General features: G+C 70.6%; 12 protein-coding genes and 2 pseudogenes. 3 read left to right on the top strand and 11 right to left on the bottom strand.

The window, feature by feature from the left end; genetic code table 11:
* Positions 1 to 85 precede the first annotated feature (85 nt).
* Positions 86 to 1,101 (top strand): annotated as a pseudogene (locus ACQEV8_RS27980) (sigma-70 family RNA polymerase sigma factor).
* Here the strand turns inward: ACQEV8_RS27980 and ACQEV8_RS27975 are convergent.
* Positions 985 to 1,329 (bottom strand): STAS domain-containing protein, encoded by a 345-nt coding sequence (locus ACQEV8_RS27975; protein ID WP_251057772.1) that lies wholly within the window; start codon positions 1,327 to 1,329, stop codon positions 985 to 987. The pseudogene ACQEV8_RS27980 and the gene ACQEV8_RS27975 overlap by 117 nt on opposite strands.
* A gap of 179 nt (positions 1,330 to 1,508) precedes the next feature.
* Between ACQEV8_RS27975 and ACQEV8_RS27970 the strand changes: the two genes are divergently transcribed.
* Positions 1,509 to 2,435, top strand: a complete 927-nt coding sequence (locus ACQEV8_RS27970; protein WP_432965521.1) for an AEC family transporter — start codon at positions 1,509 to 1,511, stop codon at positions 2,433 to 2,435.
* 1 nt (position 2,436) lies between these two features.
* Here the strand turns inward: ACQEV8_RS27970 and ACQEV8_RS27965 are convergent, their stop codons facing one another.
* From ACQEV8_RS27965 to ACQEV8_RS27925, 9 genes are all read right to left on the bottom strand, one after another.
* Entirely contained in the window at positions 2,437 to 3,030 is a 594-nt protein-coding gene (locus ACQEV8_RS27965; protein ID WP_432965518.1) for a Uma2 family endonuclease, read from the bottom strand.
* 96 nt (positions 3,031 to 3,126) lie between these two features.
* A complete protein-coding gene (locus tag ACQEV8_RS27960) occupies positions 3,127 to 4,404 on the bottom strand; it encodes a thymidine phosphorylase (protein WP_432973050.1) in 1,278 nt (425 codons plus the stop codon).
* Between the two features lie 85 nt (positions 4,405 to 4,489).
* Positions 4,490 to 4,894, bottom strand: coding sequence for a cytidine deaminase (locus tag ACQEV8_RS27955; protein WP_432965515.1), 405 nt, complete (start codon positions 4,892 to 4,894; stop codon positions 4,490 to 4,492).
* Entirely contained in the window at positions 4,891 to 6,156 is a 1,266-nt protein-coding gene (locus tag ACQEV8_RS27950) for an ABC transporter permease (protein ID WP_432965512.1), read from the bottom strand. Before ACQEV8_RS27950 ends, ACQEV8_RS27955 begins: the two co-directional genes overlap by 4 nt.
* Positions 6,153 to 7,280 carry an ABC transporter permease gene (locus tag ACQEV8_RS27945; protein ID WP_432965509.1) on the bottom strand — a complete coding sequence of 376 codons (1,128 nt, stop codon included), beginning with the start codon at positions 7,278 to 7,280 and terminating at the stop codon, positions 6,153 to 6,155. Before ACQEV8_RS27945 ends, ACQEV8_RS27950 begins: the two co-directional genes overlap by 4 nt.
* Positions 7,280 to 8,845 (bottom strand): ABC transporter ATP-binding protein, encoded by a 1,566-nt coding sequence (locus tag ACQEV8_RS27940; RefSeq protein ID WP_432965506.1) that lies wholly within the window; start codon positions 8,843 to 8,845, stop codon positions 7,280 to 7,282. Before ACQEV8_RS27940 ends, ACQEV8_RS27945 begins: the two co-directional genes overlap by 1 nt.
* A gap of 210 nt (positions 8,846 to 9,055) precedes the next feature.
* Positions 9,056 to 10,105 carry a BMP family lipoprotein gene (locus ACQEV8_RS27935; protein ID WP_432965503.1) on the bottom strand — a complete coding sequence of 350 codons (1,050 nt, stop codon included), beginning with the start codon at positions 10,103 to 10,105 and terminating at the stop codon, positions 9,056 to 9,058.
* Between the two features lie 279 nt (positions 10,106 to 10,384).
* Positions 10,385 to 11,431, bottom strand: a complete 1,047-nt coding sequence (locus tag ACQEV8_RS27930) for a BMP family lipoprotein (RefSeq protein ID WP_432965500.1) — start codon at positions 11,429 to 11,431, stop codon at positions 10,385 to 10,387.
* Positions 11,432 to 11,680: 249 nt separating this feature from the next.
* The gene (locus tag ACQEV8_RS27925; RefSeq protein ID WP_432973047.1) at positions 11,681 to 12,913 is read right to left on the bottom strand and encodes a M20 family metallopeptidase; all 1,233 of its coding nucleotides are present in this window, start codon (positions 12,911 to 12,913) and stop codon (positions 11,681 to 11,683) included.
* Between the two features lie 299 nt (positions 12,914 to 13,212).
* Here ACQEV8_RS27925 and ACQEV8_RS27920 point away from each other — a divergent pair, with 299 nt between their 5' ends.
* Positions 13,213 to 13,926, top strand: a complete 714-nt coding sequence (locus ACQEV8_RS27920) for a class I SAM-dependent DNA methyltransferase (RefSeq protein WP_432965497.1) — start codon at positions 13,213 to 13,215, stop codon at positions 13,924 to 13,926.
* 1,101 nt (positions 13,927 to 15,027) lie between these two features.
* On the opposite strand, the pseudogene ACQEV8_RS27915 reads toward ACQEV8_RS27920, so the two are convergent.
* Positions 15,028 to 16,074, bottom strand: a pseudogene (locus tag ACQEV8_RS27915) (hypothetical protein); the annotation flags it as partial.
* Positions 16,075 to 16,094 lie beyond the last annotated feature (20 nt).

The raw sequence follows: 16,094 nt of genomic DNA, 5'->3' as shown, positions 1-16,094 counted from the left end.
GGGGCCGTTGTCAGTGGGCTGCGGTAGCTTCCGGAGTACTGGGCGCAAAGGCGCGCGACAGATATTCCACAGGGGTGGGTGGACGATGACGAACGGCACGGCGGCTCCGATGGACCTGGACAGCAGGCTGGAGGCACACCGCACCGAGCTGACCGGGTACTGCTACCGGATGCTCGGCTCCTCCTTCGAGGCCGAGGACGCGGTGCAGGACACGATGGTCCGCGCCTGGCGCAGCTACGACAAGTTCGAGGGCCGCTCCAGCCTCCGCTCCTGGCTCTACCGCATCGCGACGAACGTGTGCCTGGACATGCTGACCGCGGGCAACAAGCGTGCCCGGCCCATGGATCTCACCGAGTCCACGCCGCTCGCCCAGGCGGCCCTGTCCCCCGCCCGGACAACGCCTGGCTGGAGCCGATGCCGGACGCCCGCGTGCTGCCCACGACCGACGACCCGGCGGAGGCGGCGGTCGCCAAGGAGTCCGTGCGGCTCGCCTTCATGGCAGCCCTGCAGCAGCTGCCGGCCAAGCAGCGGGCGGTGCTGATCCTGCGCGAGGTCCTGGCCTGGAAGGCCAGCGAGGTCGCCGAGCTGCTGGACACCTCGGTGGCGTCGGTCAACAGCGCCCTCCAGCGGGCCCGCGCCACCCTGGCCGAGCGGCAGCAGCCGGGCGCCGACGCGGTCGTCTCGGACCCGCTGGACGAGGACCAGCAGAAGCTGCTGGACCGCTATGTGGCGGCCTTCGAGGGCTACGACATGACGGCGCTGACGGCCCTGCTGCACGAGGACGCGGTCATGACGATGCCGCCGTTCGACCTGTGGCTGACCGGCACCGAGGACATCACCGGCTTCATGACCACCCTGGGCGCGCCCTGCGCCGGTTCCCGGCTGGTGCCGGTCGAGGTCAACGGGATGCCGGGGTTCGCCCAGTACAAGCCCGACCCGGAGGGCGGCGGCTTCATGCCGTGGGCGGTCCAGGTGCTGGAGATCTCAGACGGCCGGATCACCGGGTTCCACTGCTTCCTCGACACCAAGCGCTGGTTCCCGCTCTTCGACCTGCCCCTCCGTCTCGAAGCGGAGACCGACCAGGTCGAGCAGGGCGCCTAGGGCCGGGTCGGGGTCGCGGAGCCTGATCCTGCCTCCTGCCCGGCGGGCGGCGAGCTGGAGCCGCGCCAGCAGGTCGACGGTGGCGAGGCCCGGCGGGCCCAGGCCTCCGACATCGCACACCACGACCCGGGCACCGCTGGTGTGCAGCAGTGCCCGTACGTCGTCGCTCAGCCCCCTCACCTCGTCCCGGGTGACGGGGCCGGGCAGTACGAGCACGGGCGGTGTCATGGCATCCACGATCGGTAGACCGGGCGGGGGCTGTAACTCATCGCGACCGTCCTTCCTGTCGGCGCGCCGTGCAGATCACATTGACCGGAACATGGCCTTCCCCGGAGGGTTGGCTGCATGCCCCATGCACCTGCCCCTCCCGCGCTGCCTGATGTCCTCTTCGCCGGCGAGGGGGCCTCGTGCAGGGAGTGCTGAGCGGGTTCGCCGTCATCGCCGTGGTCATCGGGGTCGGCTACCTGATCGGCCGCCGGGGCTACCTCGGGGACGGGGGCCGCGAGGTCCTGACCAAGCTGGCCTTCCATGTGGCGTCCCCGGCGCTGCTCTTCACGACGCTCGCGCAGGCCGACCTGTCGGTGATCTTCTCCGACCGGCTGCTGGTCACGGCGATGAGCACGGCGGGGGCGGCCGGGGTCTTCGTGGCGGTGGGTGCCGTGCGCCGGTGGGGGGTCGGCCGGACGACGATCGGCGCCCTGTGCTCCAGCTACGTCAACTCGGGGAACCTCGGCATCCCGATCGCCGTGTACGTCCTGGGCGACGCTTCGCTGGTCGCGCCGGTGCTGCTGTTCCAGCTGGTCGCCGTCACACCGGTGGCGCTGACGGTCCTGGACCTGGCGACCGTCTCGGACGAGGACAAGCGCCCCCTGTGGCAGAGCCTGCTGACCCCGCTCCGCAATCCGATAGCGCTGGGCTCACTGGCCGGGGTGGCGGCGTCGGCGACCGGCCTCCACGTCCCCGGTCCCCTGATGGACCCCCTCACCCTGATCGGCAACATGTCGGTCCCGGCCGTCCTGCTCGCCTTCGGCATCTCCCTGCGCGGCAGCACACTCCCCCTGCGCGGCGCGGAACGGGCCCCCGTCCTGCTGGCCGTCGCCCTCAAGGCCATCGCCCAGCCCCTGATCGCCTGGGCCCTGGCAGCGGGCGTCTTCGGCCTCCACGGAGCGTCCCTGCTCGACGTGGTGGTGACATCCGCCCTGCCGGCGGCACAGAACCTGTTCACGTACGCGAGCAGCTACCGGGTGGGTGAGGTGCTGGCGAGGGAGGCGATCCTGCTGTCGACGGTGCTGGCGGTGCCGGTGCTTGTGGTGGTGGCGGCGGTGCTGGGGTGAGTCAGTTGTCGGGGAACTCGCGGGTGTCGAGTTCGAGGCCGATGGGTTCCGGCAGGGTGACGCGTTCTCCGAACTTGCCTGCGTCCAGGACCCGGTAGACGTCCGCTTGCGGTTCGCCGTAGAGCGTGATGGTCGGACCGCCGGGGGCCCAGCCGTCGATGAGCAGGTACAGCGGAACACCGGCTTGGGCGTAGCCTGCGGCTTTCTTGATCCGGTCATGCGCCGCATTCGACTTGGACGTGATCTCGACGATGAGTTCAGCGGCAGCCGCTGGGATGAAGTTGCCGCCCTCGCCACGCAGCACCTGCCTTGGGGCGACTGCCAGATCCGGGATGTAGAGCCCGTCACGGGATGGGACCGCCGCACCCAGGGTCTGGTAGATGCCCCAGTGCCTGGGGATGACCTCGTACAAGGCTCGCTGAACCAGGTCAGCGATGTCGTTGTGGGCGTTGGACGGCGGTGGTGCCACGGTGACGATCCCCTCGATGATCTCCACCTTGCAGCCCTCGGGTGCGTCCGTCTCCTGCCAGATCCGAACGAGGTCGTCCCACTCGTGGCCGTTGGCAGCCGAGTGGTCGACGGTGAGTGCGCTCATGGCGGTTCTCCAATCAGTGCGTCACCGATCCCAGCATGCCGAACGGGACCGGCGGAGGTCCACCGATCCCGTTCACCCGTACGAGGAAACCGCAGCTCAGGCGATGCGCTCCAACACCACCGGCGACGCCGTGACGGCCGTCCCCGGTGCTGCGATGTCGTAGGAGCCCTCTACCGCCTGGAGCGCGTAGTGGAAGCGGTCGGGGGTGTCCGTGTGGAGGGTGAGGAGGGGCTGGCCTTCGGTGACCCGGTCGCCCGGCTTGGCGTGCAGTTCGACGCCCGCGCCCGCCTGGACCGGGTCCTCCTTGCGGGCACGCCCCGCACCCAGGCGCCAGGCGGCGACGCCGATGTCGTAGGCGTCGAGGCGGGTGAGGACACCGGAGCCCGGGGCCTTGATCACGTGCTGCTCGCCGGCCACCGGCAGCGCCGCGTCCGGGTCGCCGCCCTGGGCCGTGATCATGCGGCGCCAGACGTCCATCGCGGAGCCGTCGGCCAGGGCCTTCGCCGGGTCGGCGTCCTTCAGCCCGGCGGCGTCCAGCATCTCGCGGGCCAGCGCCAGCGTCAGTTCCACGACGTCCGCGGGGCCGCCGCCGGCCAGGACCTCCACCGACTCGCGGACCTCCAGGGCGTTGCCCGCGGTGAGGCCGAGGGGCGTCGACATGTCCGTCAGGAGCGCCACCGTCTTCACACCGTGGTCCGTGCCGAGGCCCACCATCGTGGAGGCCAGTTCGCGGGCGTCCTCGATGGTCTTCATGAAGGCGCCCGTGCCGACCTTGACGTCCAGGACGAGCGAGCCCGTGCCCTCGGCGATCTTCTTCGACATGATCGAGGAGGCGATCAGGGGGATGGCCTCGACCGTGCCGGTGACGTCGCGGAGTGCGTAGAGCTTCTTGTCCGCGGGGGCCAGGCCGTCGCCCGCCGCGCAGATCACCGCGCCGGTGGTGTCCAGGACGTCCAGCATCCGCTCGTTGGAGAGCAGGGCCTGCCAGCCGGGGATGGACTCCAGCTTGTCCAGCGTGCCGCCGGTGTGGCCGAGGCCGCGGCCCGAGAGCTGGGGTACGGCGGCGCCGCAGGCGGCGACCAGGGGGGCCAGCGGGAGCGTGATCTTGTCGCCGACGCCGCCCGCGGAGTGCTTGTCGGCCGTCGGGCGGGACAGCGACGAGAAGTCCATGCGCTCGCCGGAGGCGATCATCGCGGCGGTCCAGCGGGCGATCTCATGGCGGTTCATGCCGTTGAGCAGGATGGCCATCGCGAGGGCCGACATCTGCTCGTCGGCCACCTCCCCGCGGGTGTACGCGTCGATGACCCAGTCGATCTGTTCGTCGCTGAGCTCGCCGCGGTCCCGCTTGGTACGGATGACGGAGATGGCGTCCATGGCCATGGCTTGGGCTTCCTTCCGAGGATTTCCAGAAGCCGTACGGCCCCTCCTGAGCGACTCGGAGGGGCCGTACGGGAATGACTTACTTGCTGAGGTGGCCGGGGCCGAAGGCCTGGGGCAGCATCTGCGACAGCGGCAGGATGCCCGCCGGGGTCTCCAGCAGCAGGTCCGGGCCGCCGAACTCGTGCAGCAGCTGGCGGCACCGGCCGCACGGCACGAGCGGGGCGCCGTCGCGGTCGACGCAGGTGAAGTGCGTCAGGCGGCCGCCGCCGGTGTTCTGCAGCTCGGACACCAGGCCGCACTCGGCGCACAGGCCGAGGCCGTACGAGGCGTTCTCGACGTTGCAGCCGGAGATGATCCGGCCGTCGTCGACCAGGGCGGCCACGCCCACCGGGTAGCCGGAGTACGGGGCGTACGCCCGGGACATGGCGTCCCGGGCCACCGCGCGCAGCTTCTCCCAGTCGACGGCCGGGCCGGCGCCGGTCACTTGCCCTGCCCCTTCCGGTACGGCATGCCGTTCGCCTTCGGCATCCTCAGACGCTGCGCGGACAGGGCGAGCACCACCAGGGTGATGACGTACGGCGTGGCGGAGACGACCTGGTTCGGGACCTCGTCGGTGGTCGCGTACCAGGCGAAGACCAGGCCGCCGACGATCAGGGTGATCGCGGCGTGGATGTACTTCTTGCGGACCACCAGCCAGACGGCGCCGATGAGCAGCAGGAGCGCGCCGAGCAGCAGCAGGGCGTGCACGTTCGCCGAGCCGCCGCGCAGGTTGAGGCTGTCGGTGTAGCCGAACAGGCCCGCGCCGATGGCGAGGCCGCCGGGCATCCAGTTGCCGAAGATCATCGCGGCGAGGCCGATGTAGCCGCGGCCGCTGACCTGGCCCTCCAGGTAGAAGGGGTTGGCCACGATGGACAGGAAGACACCACCGAGGCCGGCCAGACCGCCGGAGATGATCACGGCGATGTACTTGTACTTGTAGACGTTCACGCCGAGGGACTCGGCGGCGACCGGGTTCTCGCCGCAGGAGCGCAGCCGCAGGCCGAACGCGGTGCGCCACAGGATCCACCAGGTGGCGGGGATCAGCGCGATGGCGATCAGGGTCAGCCAGGAGACGTTGGTGACCAGGCCGCCGAGCAGGCCGGCGATGTCCGAGATCAGGAACCAGCCGTGGGCGTTGAGGTCGCGCAGGGCGTCGGACAGTCCCGGCACGGTGAAGTTGCCGAGGGAGTCCACCGCCGGGGACTGCTTGGCGGAGCCGCCCGTGTGGCCCTCGAAGGCGAGGGGCGCGAGGTAGCGGGTGGCGCCGAGGGCGAGGATGTTGATGGCCACACCGGAGACGATGTGGTTGACGTTGAAGGTGACGGTGACGAAGGCGTGCAGCAGGCCGCCGATCGCTCCGCCCACGATGCCGACCAGGACACCGGTCCACGGGCCCCACTGGAATCCGGCCCAGGCGCCGAACCAGGTGCCGAGGATCATCATGCCCTCGAGACCGATGTTGACGACGCCCGCGCGCTCGGCCCACAGGCCGCCGAGACCGGCGAGGCCGATCGGCACGGCGAGCTGGAGCGCGGTGGACATCTGGCTGACGTTGGTGATGCCGTCGGCGCCGGTGATGATGCGCACGATCGAGGTCAGCGCCAGGGCGCCGGCGATGATCAGCAGCAGGACGGGCCATGACAGGCGGCGGCCGGTCGGCGCCGCGGGCTGCAGCGTGGGCTGGTTGAGGTCCGTCGCGGTGGTCATCGGCCAGCCACCTCCTTCGTGGTGTTGTGGCTGGTGGTGCCGAGGACGTGACCGGCGGCCAGTTCGGCGCCGACCCGCCGCTGCTGGCGGCGCAGGCCCCATTCACGGACGGCCTCGTAGGAGACGACGACCGAGAGCACGATCAGGCCCTGCATGATGACCGCGATCTCCTTGTCGTAGCCGTGGAAGTCCAGCTCGGGCGAGGCCTTGTCGAGCCAGGCCCACAGCAGGGCGGCGAAGGCGATGCCGACGGGGCTGTTGCGGCCGAGCAGGGCGATGCCGATGCCGAGGAAGCCGATGCCGGTGGGGAAGTTGAGGCTGTAGGTGTGGGTGTCGCCGAGCAGGATCGGCAGGCCGGCCAGGCCCGCGAGGCCGCCGGAGAGCAGCATGGCGGTCAGCACCATGCGCTTGGGGTCGACGCCGCTGGCCGCGGCCGCGGTCGTCGAGGCGCCGGAGGCGCGCAGGTCGAAGCCGAAGCGGGTGCGGTTGAGGACGACCCAGTAGCCGATGCCGAGCAGTACGGCGAGCAGGACCAGGCCGTAGATCTCGCCGGCCGCGCCCATGCCGATGCCGGGGATCCAGCCGGACTCGTGCATCTCGCCGGTGGTGTTGTTGTTGCCGACCTTCACGCCGAAGACGTCCGGCAGCCACAGGTAGGAGATCACCGAGGTGGCGATCGCGTTGAGCATGATCGTGGCGACGACCTCGCTGACGCCGCGGGTGACCTTGAGGACACCGGCGATGCCGGCCCAGAAGGCGCCGGTGAGGACGGCGGTCAGGAGCAGCAGCGGCACCTGGATCGCGGCCGGCATGCTCGCGTGGGCGCCGACGATGGCGGCCATCATGGCGGCGAGCTGGTACTGGCCGTCGACGCCGATGTTGAACAGGTTCATCCGGAAGCCGATGGCCACCGCGAGCGCCGCGATGTAGTACATCGACGCCTGGTTGATGATCAGCACCTGGATGTCGGAGAAGCCGAGCTGCTCAAACATCAGGGCGAACGGCTCGATCGGGTTCTTGCCCGACGCGACCAGCACGATCGCGATCAGGACGAAGGCCACGGCCAGCGCGATGACCGGCCCGGCCACCGCGAGGAGCACGCGCTCCTTGTCGAACTTCTTCATCAGCGGGCCTCGTCTTCCCCAGACTCGGGAGACTTGCGGGTCTCGGGGGTCTCTTCGTGTTCCAGGTGTCCGGTCGCGGCTCCGGTCATGGCCGAGCCGAGCTCCTCCGGCGTGATGCCGGCCGGGTCGGCGTCCGCGACCAGCCTGCCGTTGTAGATCACGCGCAGTGTGTCGGACAGGCCGATCAGCTCGTCCAGGTCGGCGGAGATCAGCAGCACGGCCAGGCCCTCGCGGCGGGCCTCGCGGATGAGGTCCCAGATGGCGGACTGGGCGCCGACGTCCACGCCCCGGGTGGGGTGGGCGGCGATCAGGAAGCGCGGCTTGTGGCTCATCTCGCGGCCGACGATCAGCTTCTGCTGGTTGCCGCCGGAGAGGGAGGCGGCGGTGACGTCGATGCCCGGGGTGCGGACGTCGTACGCCTCGACGATGCGGCGGGTGTCCTCCTGGGCCGCCTTCGGGTCCAGCCAGATGCCCTTGGCGAGGGGCTTCTCCGTGACATGGCCGAGGATGCGGTTCTCCCAGAGGGGCGCTTCCAGGAGGAGGCCGTGGCGGTGGCGGTCCTCGGGGATGTAGCCGATGCCCTGCTCGCGGCGCCTGCGGGTGGGCCAGGCGGTGATCTCCTCGTCGGCGAGGGTGATCGTGCCGGAGTCGGCGTGCTTGAGGCCGATGAGCGCGTCGACCAGCTCGGTCTGGCCGTTGCCCTCGACACCGGCGATGCCGAGGACCTCGCCCGCGTGGATGGTGAACGTGATGTCGTCGAGGAGAGCCTTGCCGCCGGGGGCCTCGAGGCGGAGCTTGTCGACGGTGATGACCGGGCGGTCGGTGACCGTGGACTCGGCTGTCTCGGGCGTGGGCAGTTCGCTGCCCACCATCATCTCGGCGAGCTGACGCGGCGTCGTCTCGGCGGGGACGGCCGTACCGACGGTGGTGCCGCGGCGGATGACGGTGATCTCGTCGGCGACGGAGAGCACCTCGCCGAGCTTGTGCGAGATGAAGATGACCGACAGGCCCTCGGACTTCAGTTCGCGCAGGTTGGCGAAGAGGGCGTCGACCTCCTGCGGCACCAGGACGGCCGTGGGCTCGTCGAGGATCAGCGTGGTGGCGCCGCGGTAGAGGACCTTGAGGATCTCCACGCGCTGGCGGGCGGCGACGCCGAGCTCCTCGACCAGGAGGTCGGGCTTGACGTCGAGGCCGTAGCGCTCGGAGAGTTCCTTGATCTTGCGGCGGGCCTTGGCGCCGATGCCGTGGAGCTTCTCGCTGCCGAGCACCACGTTCTCGAGGACCGTGAGGTTGTCGGCGAGCATGAAGTGCTGGTGGACCATGCCGATGCCGCGGACGATGGCGTCGGCCGGCGACGAGAAGGCGACCTGCTCGCCGCCCACGGCGATGGTGCCCTCGTCCGGCTTCTGCATGCCGTAGAGGATCTTCATCAGCGTCGACTTGCCCGCGCCGTTCTCGCCGACGAGGGCGTGGACGGTGCCCTTGCGGACGCTGAGGTGGATGTCGTGGTTGGCCACGACGCCGGGGAAACGCTTGGTGATCCCGGCGAGTTCGACGGCGGTCACCGAATCGTTGACCGCCGCTCCGGCCGGAGGGCTGCTGGACGCGTTGATAACGCACTCTCCTGGGGACGGGGGTCATCTACGCGCGTAGCGCCCCTACGGCATACAAAGGAGCCGGCACCCCGCGGCAACGGGGCACGGGGAGCAGCCTCCCCGCGCCCCGTTGAGCGGACGCGACCCCGGGGGTCACTGCCTGCTCGAGGCAGTAAGTCGTCAGCTGCTCTTGACCTTGATCTCGCCGCTGATGATCTTCTCCTTGGCCGTCTTGATGGCTTCCTGAAGCTCGGCGTCGTCCGCGAACTTCGGGTTGGAGTCCGAGAGGCTCACCTCGCCGGTCTTCAGATCGCCACGAACGATACCGGTCTCCGGCTTGCCGTCCTCGACCGACTTCGCAAGGTTGTACACGGCCTTGGCGACGTCCTTCATCGCCGAGGTCAGGATGAAGCCCTTGTACTTGGCGAGGGCGGCCTGCTCGTACTGGTCGGAGTCGACACCGATCGCCCACACCTTCTTGGCGGCGGCGGCCTCGATCACGCCCTGGCCGGACAGCCCGGCGGCCGCGTAGACCACGTCGGCCTTCTTCTCGATCTGGCCCTCGGCGGCCGTCTTGCCCTTGTCGGGGCTGGCGAAGCCGCCCTCCTCGGCCGTCTGGGTCAGGTACTGGGAGAGCACCTTGACCTTCGGGTCGGTGTCCTTGACGCCCTGTGCGAAGCCGGCCTGGAACTTGTGGATCAGCGGGATGTCCACACCGCCGACGAAGCCGACGACCTTCGACTTGGTGCTCCTGGCGGCGGCGACACCGGCCAGGTAGGAGGCCTGCTCCTCGTTGAAGACCAGGTCGGCGACGTTCTTGGTGTTGATCGTGGCGTCGTCGACGATGCCGAAGGTGGTGTCGGGGAACTTCTCCGCGGCACCCTTCACGGCGGCGGCGTACGCGTAGCCCACGCCGATGACCGGGTTGTGGCCCTGCTTCGCCAGCGAGACCAGACGCTGCTCCTTGTCGGCGTCGGTCTCACCCTCGGTGGGCTCCACGTCGGCCGTCTTGTAGCCGAACTCCTTCTGCGCCTTCTCCAGACCCGCGTAGGCGGCGTCGTTGAAGGACTGGTCGCCCTTGCCGCCGACGTCGTACGCGATGGCGAGGCCCTTGTTCCCCTTCGAGTCCGACGACCCGGCAGAGGTCGAGGTGCTGCCACAGGCGGAGAGGGCGAGGGCCAGGGAGGCGGTCGCTGCGCCTGCGACCGTGATCCGGGAAATCCGGCGCATGTGTGGTGACTCCTGTCGTACGAGCGCCGGACGGTACAGCTCGGTACAGCTTCACAGCTACGGCGCTGGCTTTCGCCGCAGATTAACGCGCGTAGACCTGCCTGAAAACCCCTTCTGTCCACCTTGTTATCCGCCCGTGGCCAAGCCCTCATCGCGCCTTGGCCTGGGCGTTGCCGACCGCGAACGAGAGGTGGCGCTGGGTGATCCGCCCCCTGGACACGCCGCTGAGGGCGGGCACCCGGGGTGCCCGCCCTCAGCGGCTGTCGCAGACCGGTACCGCTACTCGGTCTTGACCTTGATGGAGCCGTCGATGATGCCCTTCTTGGCCTTGTCCACGGCGTCCTTGAGCCCCGCGATCTGCGCGAACTCCGGGTTCGCCTCGGAGACTCCGACGCCGTTGACCTTCAGGTCGAAGGTCTGGGTGCCGGACAGCGGCTTGTCGTCGTGGACCGACTTGGACAGCGCGTAGACCGCGCCGCCGACGTCCTTGAGGGCGGAGGTGAGGATGTACTGCTTGTACGCGGCGAGGGGGGCCTGCTTGTACTGGTCGGAGTCGACACCGATCGCCCAGACCTTCGCCTTGGCGGCGGCCTCTATGACGCCCTGGCCCGAGAGGCCGGCCGCCTGGTAGACGACGTCGGCCTTCTTCTCGATCTGGCCCTCGGCGGCGGCCTTGCCCTTGTCGGGGCTGGCGAAACCGCCCTCCTCGGCCGTCTGCGTCAGGTACTGCGAGACGACCTTCACCTTGGGGTTGGTGTCCTGCACGCCCTGCTTGTAGCCGGCCTCGAACTTGTGGATCAGCGGGATGTCCACACCGCCGACGAAGCCGACGGTGTTCGACTTGGTGACCTTGGCGGCGGCGACACCGGCCAGGTACGAGGCCTGCTCCTCGGCGAAGACGAGGGAGGCGACGTTCTTGCCCTCGACCACGGAGTCGACGATGCCGAAGGTGGTCTTCGGGTACTTGGCGGCCACGGTCTTCATCGCCGGGCCGTAGGCGTACCCGACGCCGATGACCGGGTTGTAGCCCTGCTTCGCCAGCGAGATCAGACGCTGTTCCTTGTCGGCGTCGGTCTCGCCCTCGGTGGGCTCGATGTCGGCCGTCTTGTAGCCGTACTCGTCCTTGGCCTTCGTCAGGCCGGCGTAGGCGGCGTCGTTGAAGGACTGGTCGCCCTTGCCGCCGACGTCGTACGCGATGGCGAGACCCTTGTCGCCCTTCGTGTCGCTGCCGCCGCTCTCACTGCTGGTGCCGCCACAGGCCGTGGCGGCGAGACCGAGCGACGCGACCCCCACCGCGACACGGGTCAGTTTGGAAATCCGACGCATCTGAAGTTCCCCATTCTCCAAAGCCCCGCAGTGGGTGCTCAGTGCGGCGCACATTAACGCGCGTAGACACCCTTGGGAACGGTTCACCGTGGGGCCGTTATCCATTCGTGCCGATGGCCGGTTACGCCCTTGTGAACCACGGGAGCGAACGGGGTCGACAAAGCGCGGTCGGGGACACGGCGCGATCCTGTTCGTCACGCGCCGTCGCTCATCCCCGGCCGGAGTCCTTTCCGGAGGTCAGGGGCCGCCCTAGCGGAGGCCGTTGACCAGGGCCGCGGCCGTGAAGAGTTCCACGCCGACCGTGATCGCGGACTCGTCCACGTCGAAGTCGCCCTGGTGGAGGTCGCGGACGTGGCGCTCGCCGGGGACGCGTACGCCAAGTCGGGCCATGGCGCCGGGGACGTGCTCCAGGTACCAGGAGAAGTCCTCGCCGCCGAGGCTCTGCTCGGTGCCCAGGACGGACTCGACACCGCGGCGGGCGACCATGGCGTCGCGCAGCAGTTCGGTCACGCCGGGTTCGTTGACGACGGGCGGCACTCCGCGTACGTAGTTGATCTCCGACTTGGCGCGGTGCAGATTCGCGATCTCGTCGATCGCCGCGACGACGACGTCGGGGGCCTGGCGCCATGCCTCGATGTCGAGGCAGCGCACCGTGCCGGAGAGCTCGGCGTGCTGCGGGATCACGTTCGGGGCGTGCCCCGACTCGACGCGGCCCCAGGTGATGGCGAGCCCGCTGCGGCTGTCGAAGCGGCGGCCGACCAGGGCGGGTACGTCGGTGACGACGCGAGCGGCCGCGGTGACCAGGTCGGTGGTGAGGTGAGGGCGCGCGGTGTGGCCGCCCGGGCCGTCGAGGGAGATCTCCAGCCGGTCGCAGGCGGAGGTGATGGGACCCTCGCGGAGCCCGACGTACCCCGCGTCCACCCGGGGGTCGCAGTGCACGGCGATGATCGCGCCGACACCCTCCAGCGCCCCGCACTTGATGACGTCTGCGGCTCCCCCGGGCAGCACCTCCTCGGCGGGCTGGAAGATCAGCCGGACGGGGCGGGGCAGCAGGCCCTGCTTGTGCAGTTCGGCGAGGACCAGGCCGGCGCCGAGGACGACGGTGGTGTGCACGTCGTGGCCGCAGGCGTGGGCGCGGTCGGGCACGGTGGAGCGGTACGGGCACTCGGCCTTGGTGTCCGGGATGGGCAGGCCGTCGATGTCGGCCCGCAGGGCGAGCATGCTGGGCCCGCCGTCCCACTGCTCGCCCTCTACGCCGATGTCACAGACGAGTCCGGTTCCGACGGTGAGGACGCGCGGTTTGAGGCCGGCCCGCTCGAGCCGCTCCTTGATCGCGGCGGTCGTGCGGAACTCCTGGTTGCCCAGCTCCGGGTGCATGTGCATGTCGCGCCGGAACGCGATGAGCTCTGCGCGCAGGGCGTCGGGCAGTGCGCCGGGAAGTACGGCTTCGCCGGGAAGATCGACCTCGGACTCCAGTGACATCAATTGCTTCACCCTCTGAAGGGTAGGGCGCCAAGGCGGTCGGCTGACCCTCGATCAACAAAATTTCAACCCGTTGGGGGAAGAAAATATGACCGCCGAACGTATAGCTACCAAGTGAGATGGGTAAACTCACCCGCCTTTTGGGTCGAGCTGGTCACCACACCCAGCGGAGTGTGATATCGGCCACACCTCAGTCACGACTCCGATACCCATCCATCCTCTCCACGGATACCACGCCCCGCGCGGGGAACGCTGTCTTGTTCATCTCACTGACGCACGGCCCCGATAGTGTGCGGCCCGTGCGCGCCGACAGCCCCGAGTTCCTCACAGCCACCCAGGCCTCGTACGACGCCATCGCGGAGGCCTATGCCGCCGGGTTCCCCGACAGCCTGGCCGGCAGACCGCTGGAGCGGGCGCTGCTCACGGCCTTCGTGGATCTGGTCCGCGCGCCCGGGACGGCCGTACGGCCCCCGGTCGCGGACATCGGCAGCGGCCCCGGGTACGTCGCGGCGCGGCTGCACGGGCTCGGGCTGCCGGTGTTCGGCATCGACGTCTCGCCCCGCATGGTGGCCCTGGCCCGCCGGGCGCACCCGGGGCTGCGGTTCCACGTCGGTTCGATGACGGCCCTGGACCTGCCGGACGAGACGCTCGGCGGCATCGTCGCGCTCTACTCGATCATCCATGTGCCGGACGATCATCTGCCCTCGGTCTTCGCCGGGTTCCACCGCGTGCTGCTGCCGGGCGCGCCGCTCCTGCTCGGCTTCCAGTCCGGCGACGAGGACGGGCATCTGCGTCTCACCGAGCGCTTCGGCAGCCCGATCTCACTCGACTACTACTGGCGCACCCCGGAGTCGGTCGCGACCACCCTCACCGAGGCCGGCCTGCACGTCCATGCCCGCGTGTTCCGGGAGCCGGAGGGCGAGGAGAAACACCCCCGGGCGTTCCTGCTGGCTCACAAGCCGGGCACTGCCGGGGGGGTGAGCGCGTCGGGGGCCGGGCCTGAGGGCAGGTGACCGCGCCTCGGCGGGCGCGTGGGGCTGTCTCGGTCAGGGCGTGGATCCGCCACCGGTCGGGCACACGGGTCCACAGGTCGGACCGTCGCTGCGCTCCGGTCGGGGCCTGATCCGCTACCGGTCAGGGGTGGGACGGGTCCCGGGTGGCGTGGCTGCGCCTCGGCGGGCACGTCGTTCGTCTCGGTCGGGCACGTGATCAGTCGCCGTCGGCGTGTGAGTGCGCCCCGCCCGAGCGCATGGGGCGGCCTCGGTGGGCGCATTGGTCCGCCCTCGAGTCGACGCGCGGCTCCGTCCCGGTCGGGGCACGGGCGCGGGTGCCCCCGCCGGTCGGCAAGTGGGATTCCCAGTGGGCGGGCTGCACCCCGGTCGGAGCGTGGATCCGCCCCGGTCGGGCGTGTGAAGCGGCTTCGTGAGAGCGCCGGTCAGCGGCTTCGCGAGAGCGCCGGTCAGCGGCTTCGCGAGAGCGCCGGTCAGCGTATCGGTCCGCCCCGGTTGGACCGGGATGACGCCCCGGTCGACGTGCAGGCCCCGGCCGTGGGCCTGAGGCCCTCGGCGCCCGGCCAGCCTGATCCGGACAGGTCCGGCCGACCAACTGGGGCCGCGCGGGCCGTCTGAGCCACCGGGGCCGTGTCTCGGGCCCCCGAAAGACCCTGCCTCGCCTCAGCCGGCCGCCACCGCACCTGCCGCGTCCGCCGGACCCGCCCTCCGTGCCGAGCCCACCGTCCCCGCCGGGCCGGACACACTCGGCCACCGGGGCCGTATCCCAGGCGCCCCCAAAGACCCTGCCGCGCCTCAGCCGGCCGCCACCGCACCTGCCGCGTCCGCCGGACCCGCCCTCCGTGCCGAGCCCACCGTCCCCGCCGGGCCGGACACACTCGGCCTGCCCGCCGGGCCTGCGATGCCGGCCGGGTCGGCCGGACCCGGGATGTTCCCTGGACCAGTCGAACCCGTCGGATCCGGGACACTCCCCGGCCCAGCCGAAGCCGTCGGATCCGGGACACTCCCCGGCCCAGCCGAGCCGGTCATGGTCGCCGGACCCGTCGGACCCGGCATGCCGCCCGGGGCTGGAGGCCCCGCGATGCCCCCAGCCGAAGCCCCCGGAGACAGCCGTTGCACGTCCCGGGCCGCGCCCGTCACCCCCGACAGGAAGCCCTGGGCCCGTGGGGAGGCGTTCTCGGTCAGCCAGGTGGGGTCGATGTCGCAGACCGCTACGCGGACCTCGGTGCCGGAGAGGGCCAGGGGGAGGGTGTGGACGACCGTGGAGGGGAAGCTGAGGATCGTGCGGCCGATGGGGCCGCGGCGGGCGATCAGTTCGAGGGGGAGTTCGGGGCGGACGATCTCCAGGCCCGTCTCGACCGCGAGGCGGCGGAGCTTCGCGGGGCTCTCGCGACGGTGGGCGAAGTAGCGGGTGGCGCCGTGGGCGGCGGCCAGGGCGCGGACGGCCTCCAGGTAGTGGTCGTCGTCGACGACCCCCGTCTCCACCAGGGACGTGCCCACCATGTCGGCGCCCTTGGTGATGCGGGGCGGGCCGAAGCGGGCCCGGGTCCAGGCGAAGTCGTTGGCGCTGATCGTGACGCCCTCGGGCGTCTCCTCCATCGGCATGGAGGAGAAGATCTCCACCCGGCGCCTGCCCCCGGGGGTGAGGCGGCGGCGGGCCGAGGAGGACACCGGCGCGAAGATCAGGTCGCGGGGGCCGGGGCGGCCGCCCTTGCGGTGCCAGCGCACCAGCCGCTCGCCCCGGGCCAGCTGCCCCACGAACTCCATCGTGGCCGTGCCGTCGTCGACGACGACCAGGTCACGGGCGCGGGTGATGGTCAGCAGCAGTTGGACGTAGCGGGAGAAGGGGTCCCCCAGGACGATCCGGCGGGCCTTGCGGAGTACGCCCGTCAGGCCGCCGATCGTCTGGAAGGGCGCCAGCGGGCCGCCGCGCGCCTCCTCCCAGCGGACCTCGTGCCCCTCGTCACGGGCCAGGTCGGACATCCGCCGCAGCTGGCCGCGTGTCATCGGGTCGACGGGCGACAGCACCACGAGGGTGAGCCCCACGCCGGGCGCATGCGCGTGCGCCCACTCCAGCACGTTCAGCAGCTGTACCGGACTCTCGACGAAGGCGAGAGTGTGGGGGCCGGCGTTCCCGGCGCGGGGGCTCATCGACGTACGACCGTCCCGTC

It is taken from the genome of Streptomyces sp. CA-179760 (assembly GCF_050937045.1).
Classification (GTDB): Bacteria; Actinomycetota; Actinomycetes; order Streptomycetales; family Streptomycetaceae; genus Streptomyces.
This window is presented reverse-complemented; position numbering and strand designations above follow the sequence as displayed.

Bases quoted from the DNA above. Each gene is read 5' to 3' on its own strand.
- ACQEV8_RS27975 (WP_251057772.1), bottom strand. From the start codon at position 1,329: ATGACACCGCCCGTGCTCGTACTGCCCGGCCCCGTCACCCGGGACGAG.
- ACQEV8_RS27960 (WP_432973050.1), bottom strand. From the start codon at position 4,404: ATGGACGCCATCTCCGTCATCCGTACCAAGCGGGACCGCGGCGAGCTC.
- ACQEV8_RS27930 (WP_432965500.1), bottom strand. From the start codon at position 11,431: ATGCGTCGGATTTCCAAACTGACCCGTGTCGCGGTGGGGGTCGCGTCG.
- ACQEV8_RS27965 (WP_432965518.1), bottom strand. From the start codon at position 3,030: ATGAGCGCACTCACCGTCGACCACTCGGCTGCCAACGGCCACGAGTGG.
- ACQEV8_RS27935 (WP_432965503.1), bottom strand. From the start codon at position 10,105: ATGCGCCGGATTTCCCGGATCACGGTCGCAGGCGCAGCGACCGCCTCC.
- ACQEV8_RS27950 (WP_432965512.1), bottom strand. From the start codon at position 6,156: ATGACCACCGCGACGGACCTCAACCAGCCCACGCTGCAGCCCGCGGCG.
- ACQEV8_RS27925 (WP_432973047.1), bottom strand. From the start codon at position 12,913: ATGTCACTGGAGTCCGAGGTCGATCTTCCCGGCGAAGCCGTACTTCCC.
- ACQEV8_RS27945 (WP_432965509.1), bottom strand. From the start codon at position 7,280: ATGAAGAAGTTCGACAAGGAGCGCGTGCTCCTCGCGGTGGCCGGGCCG.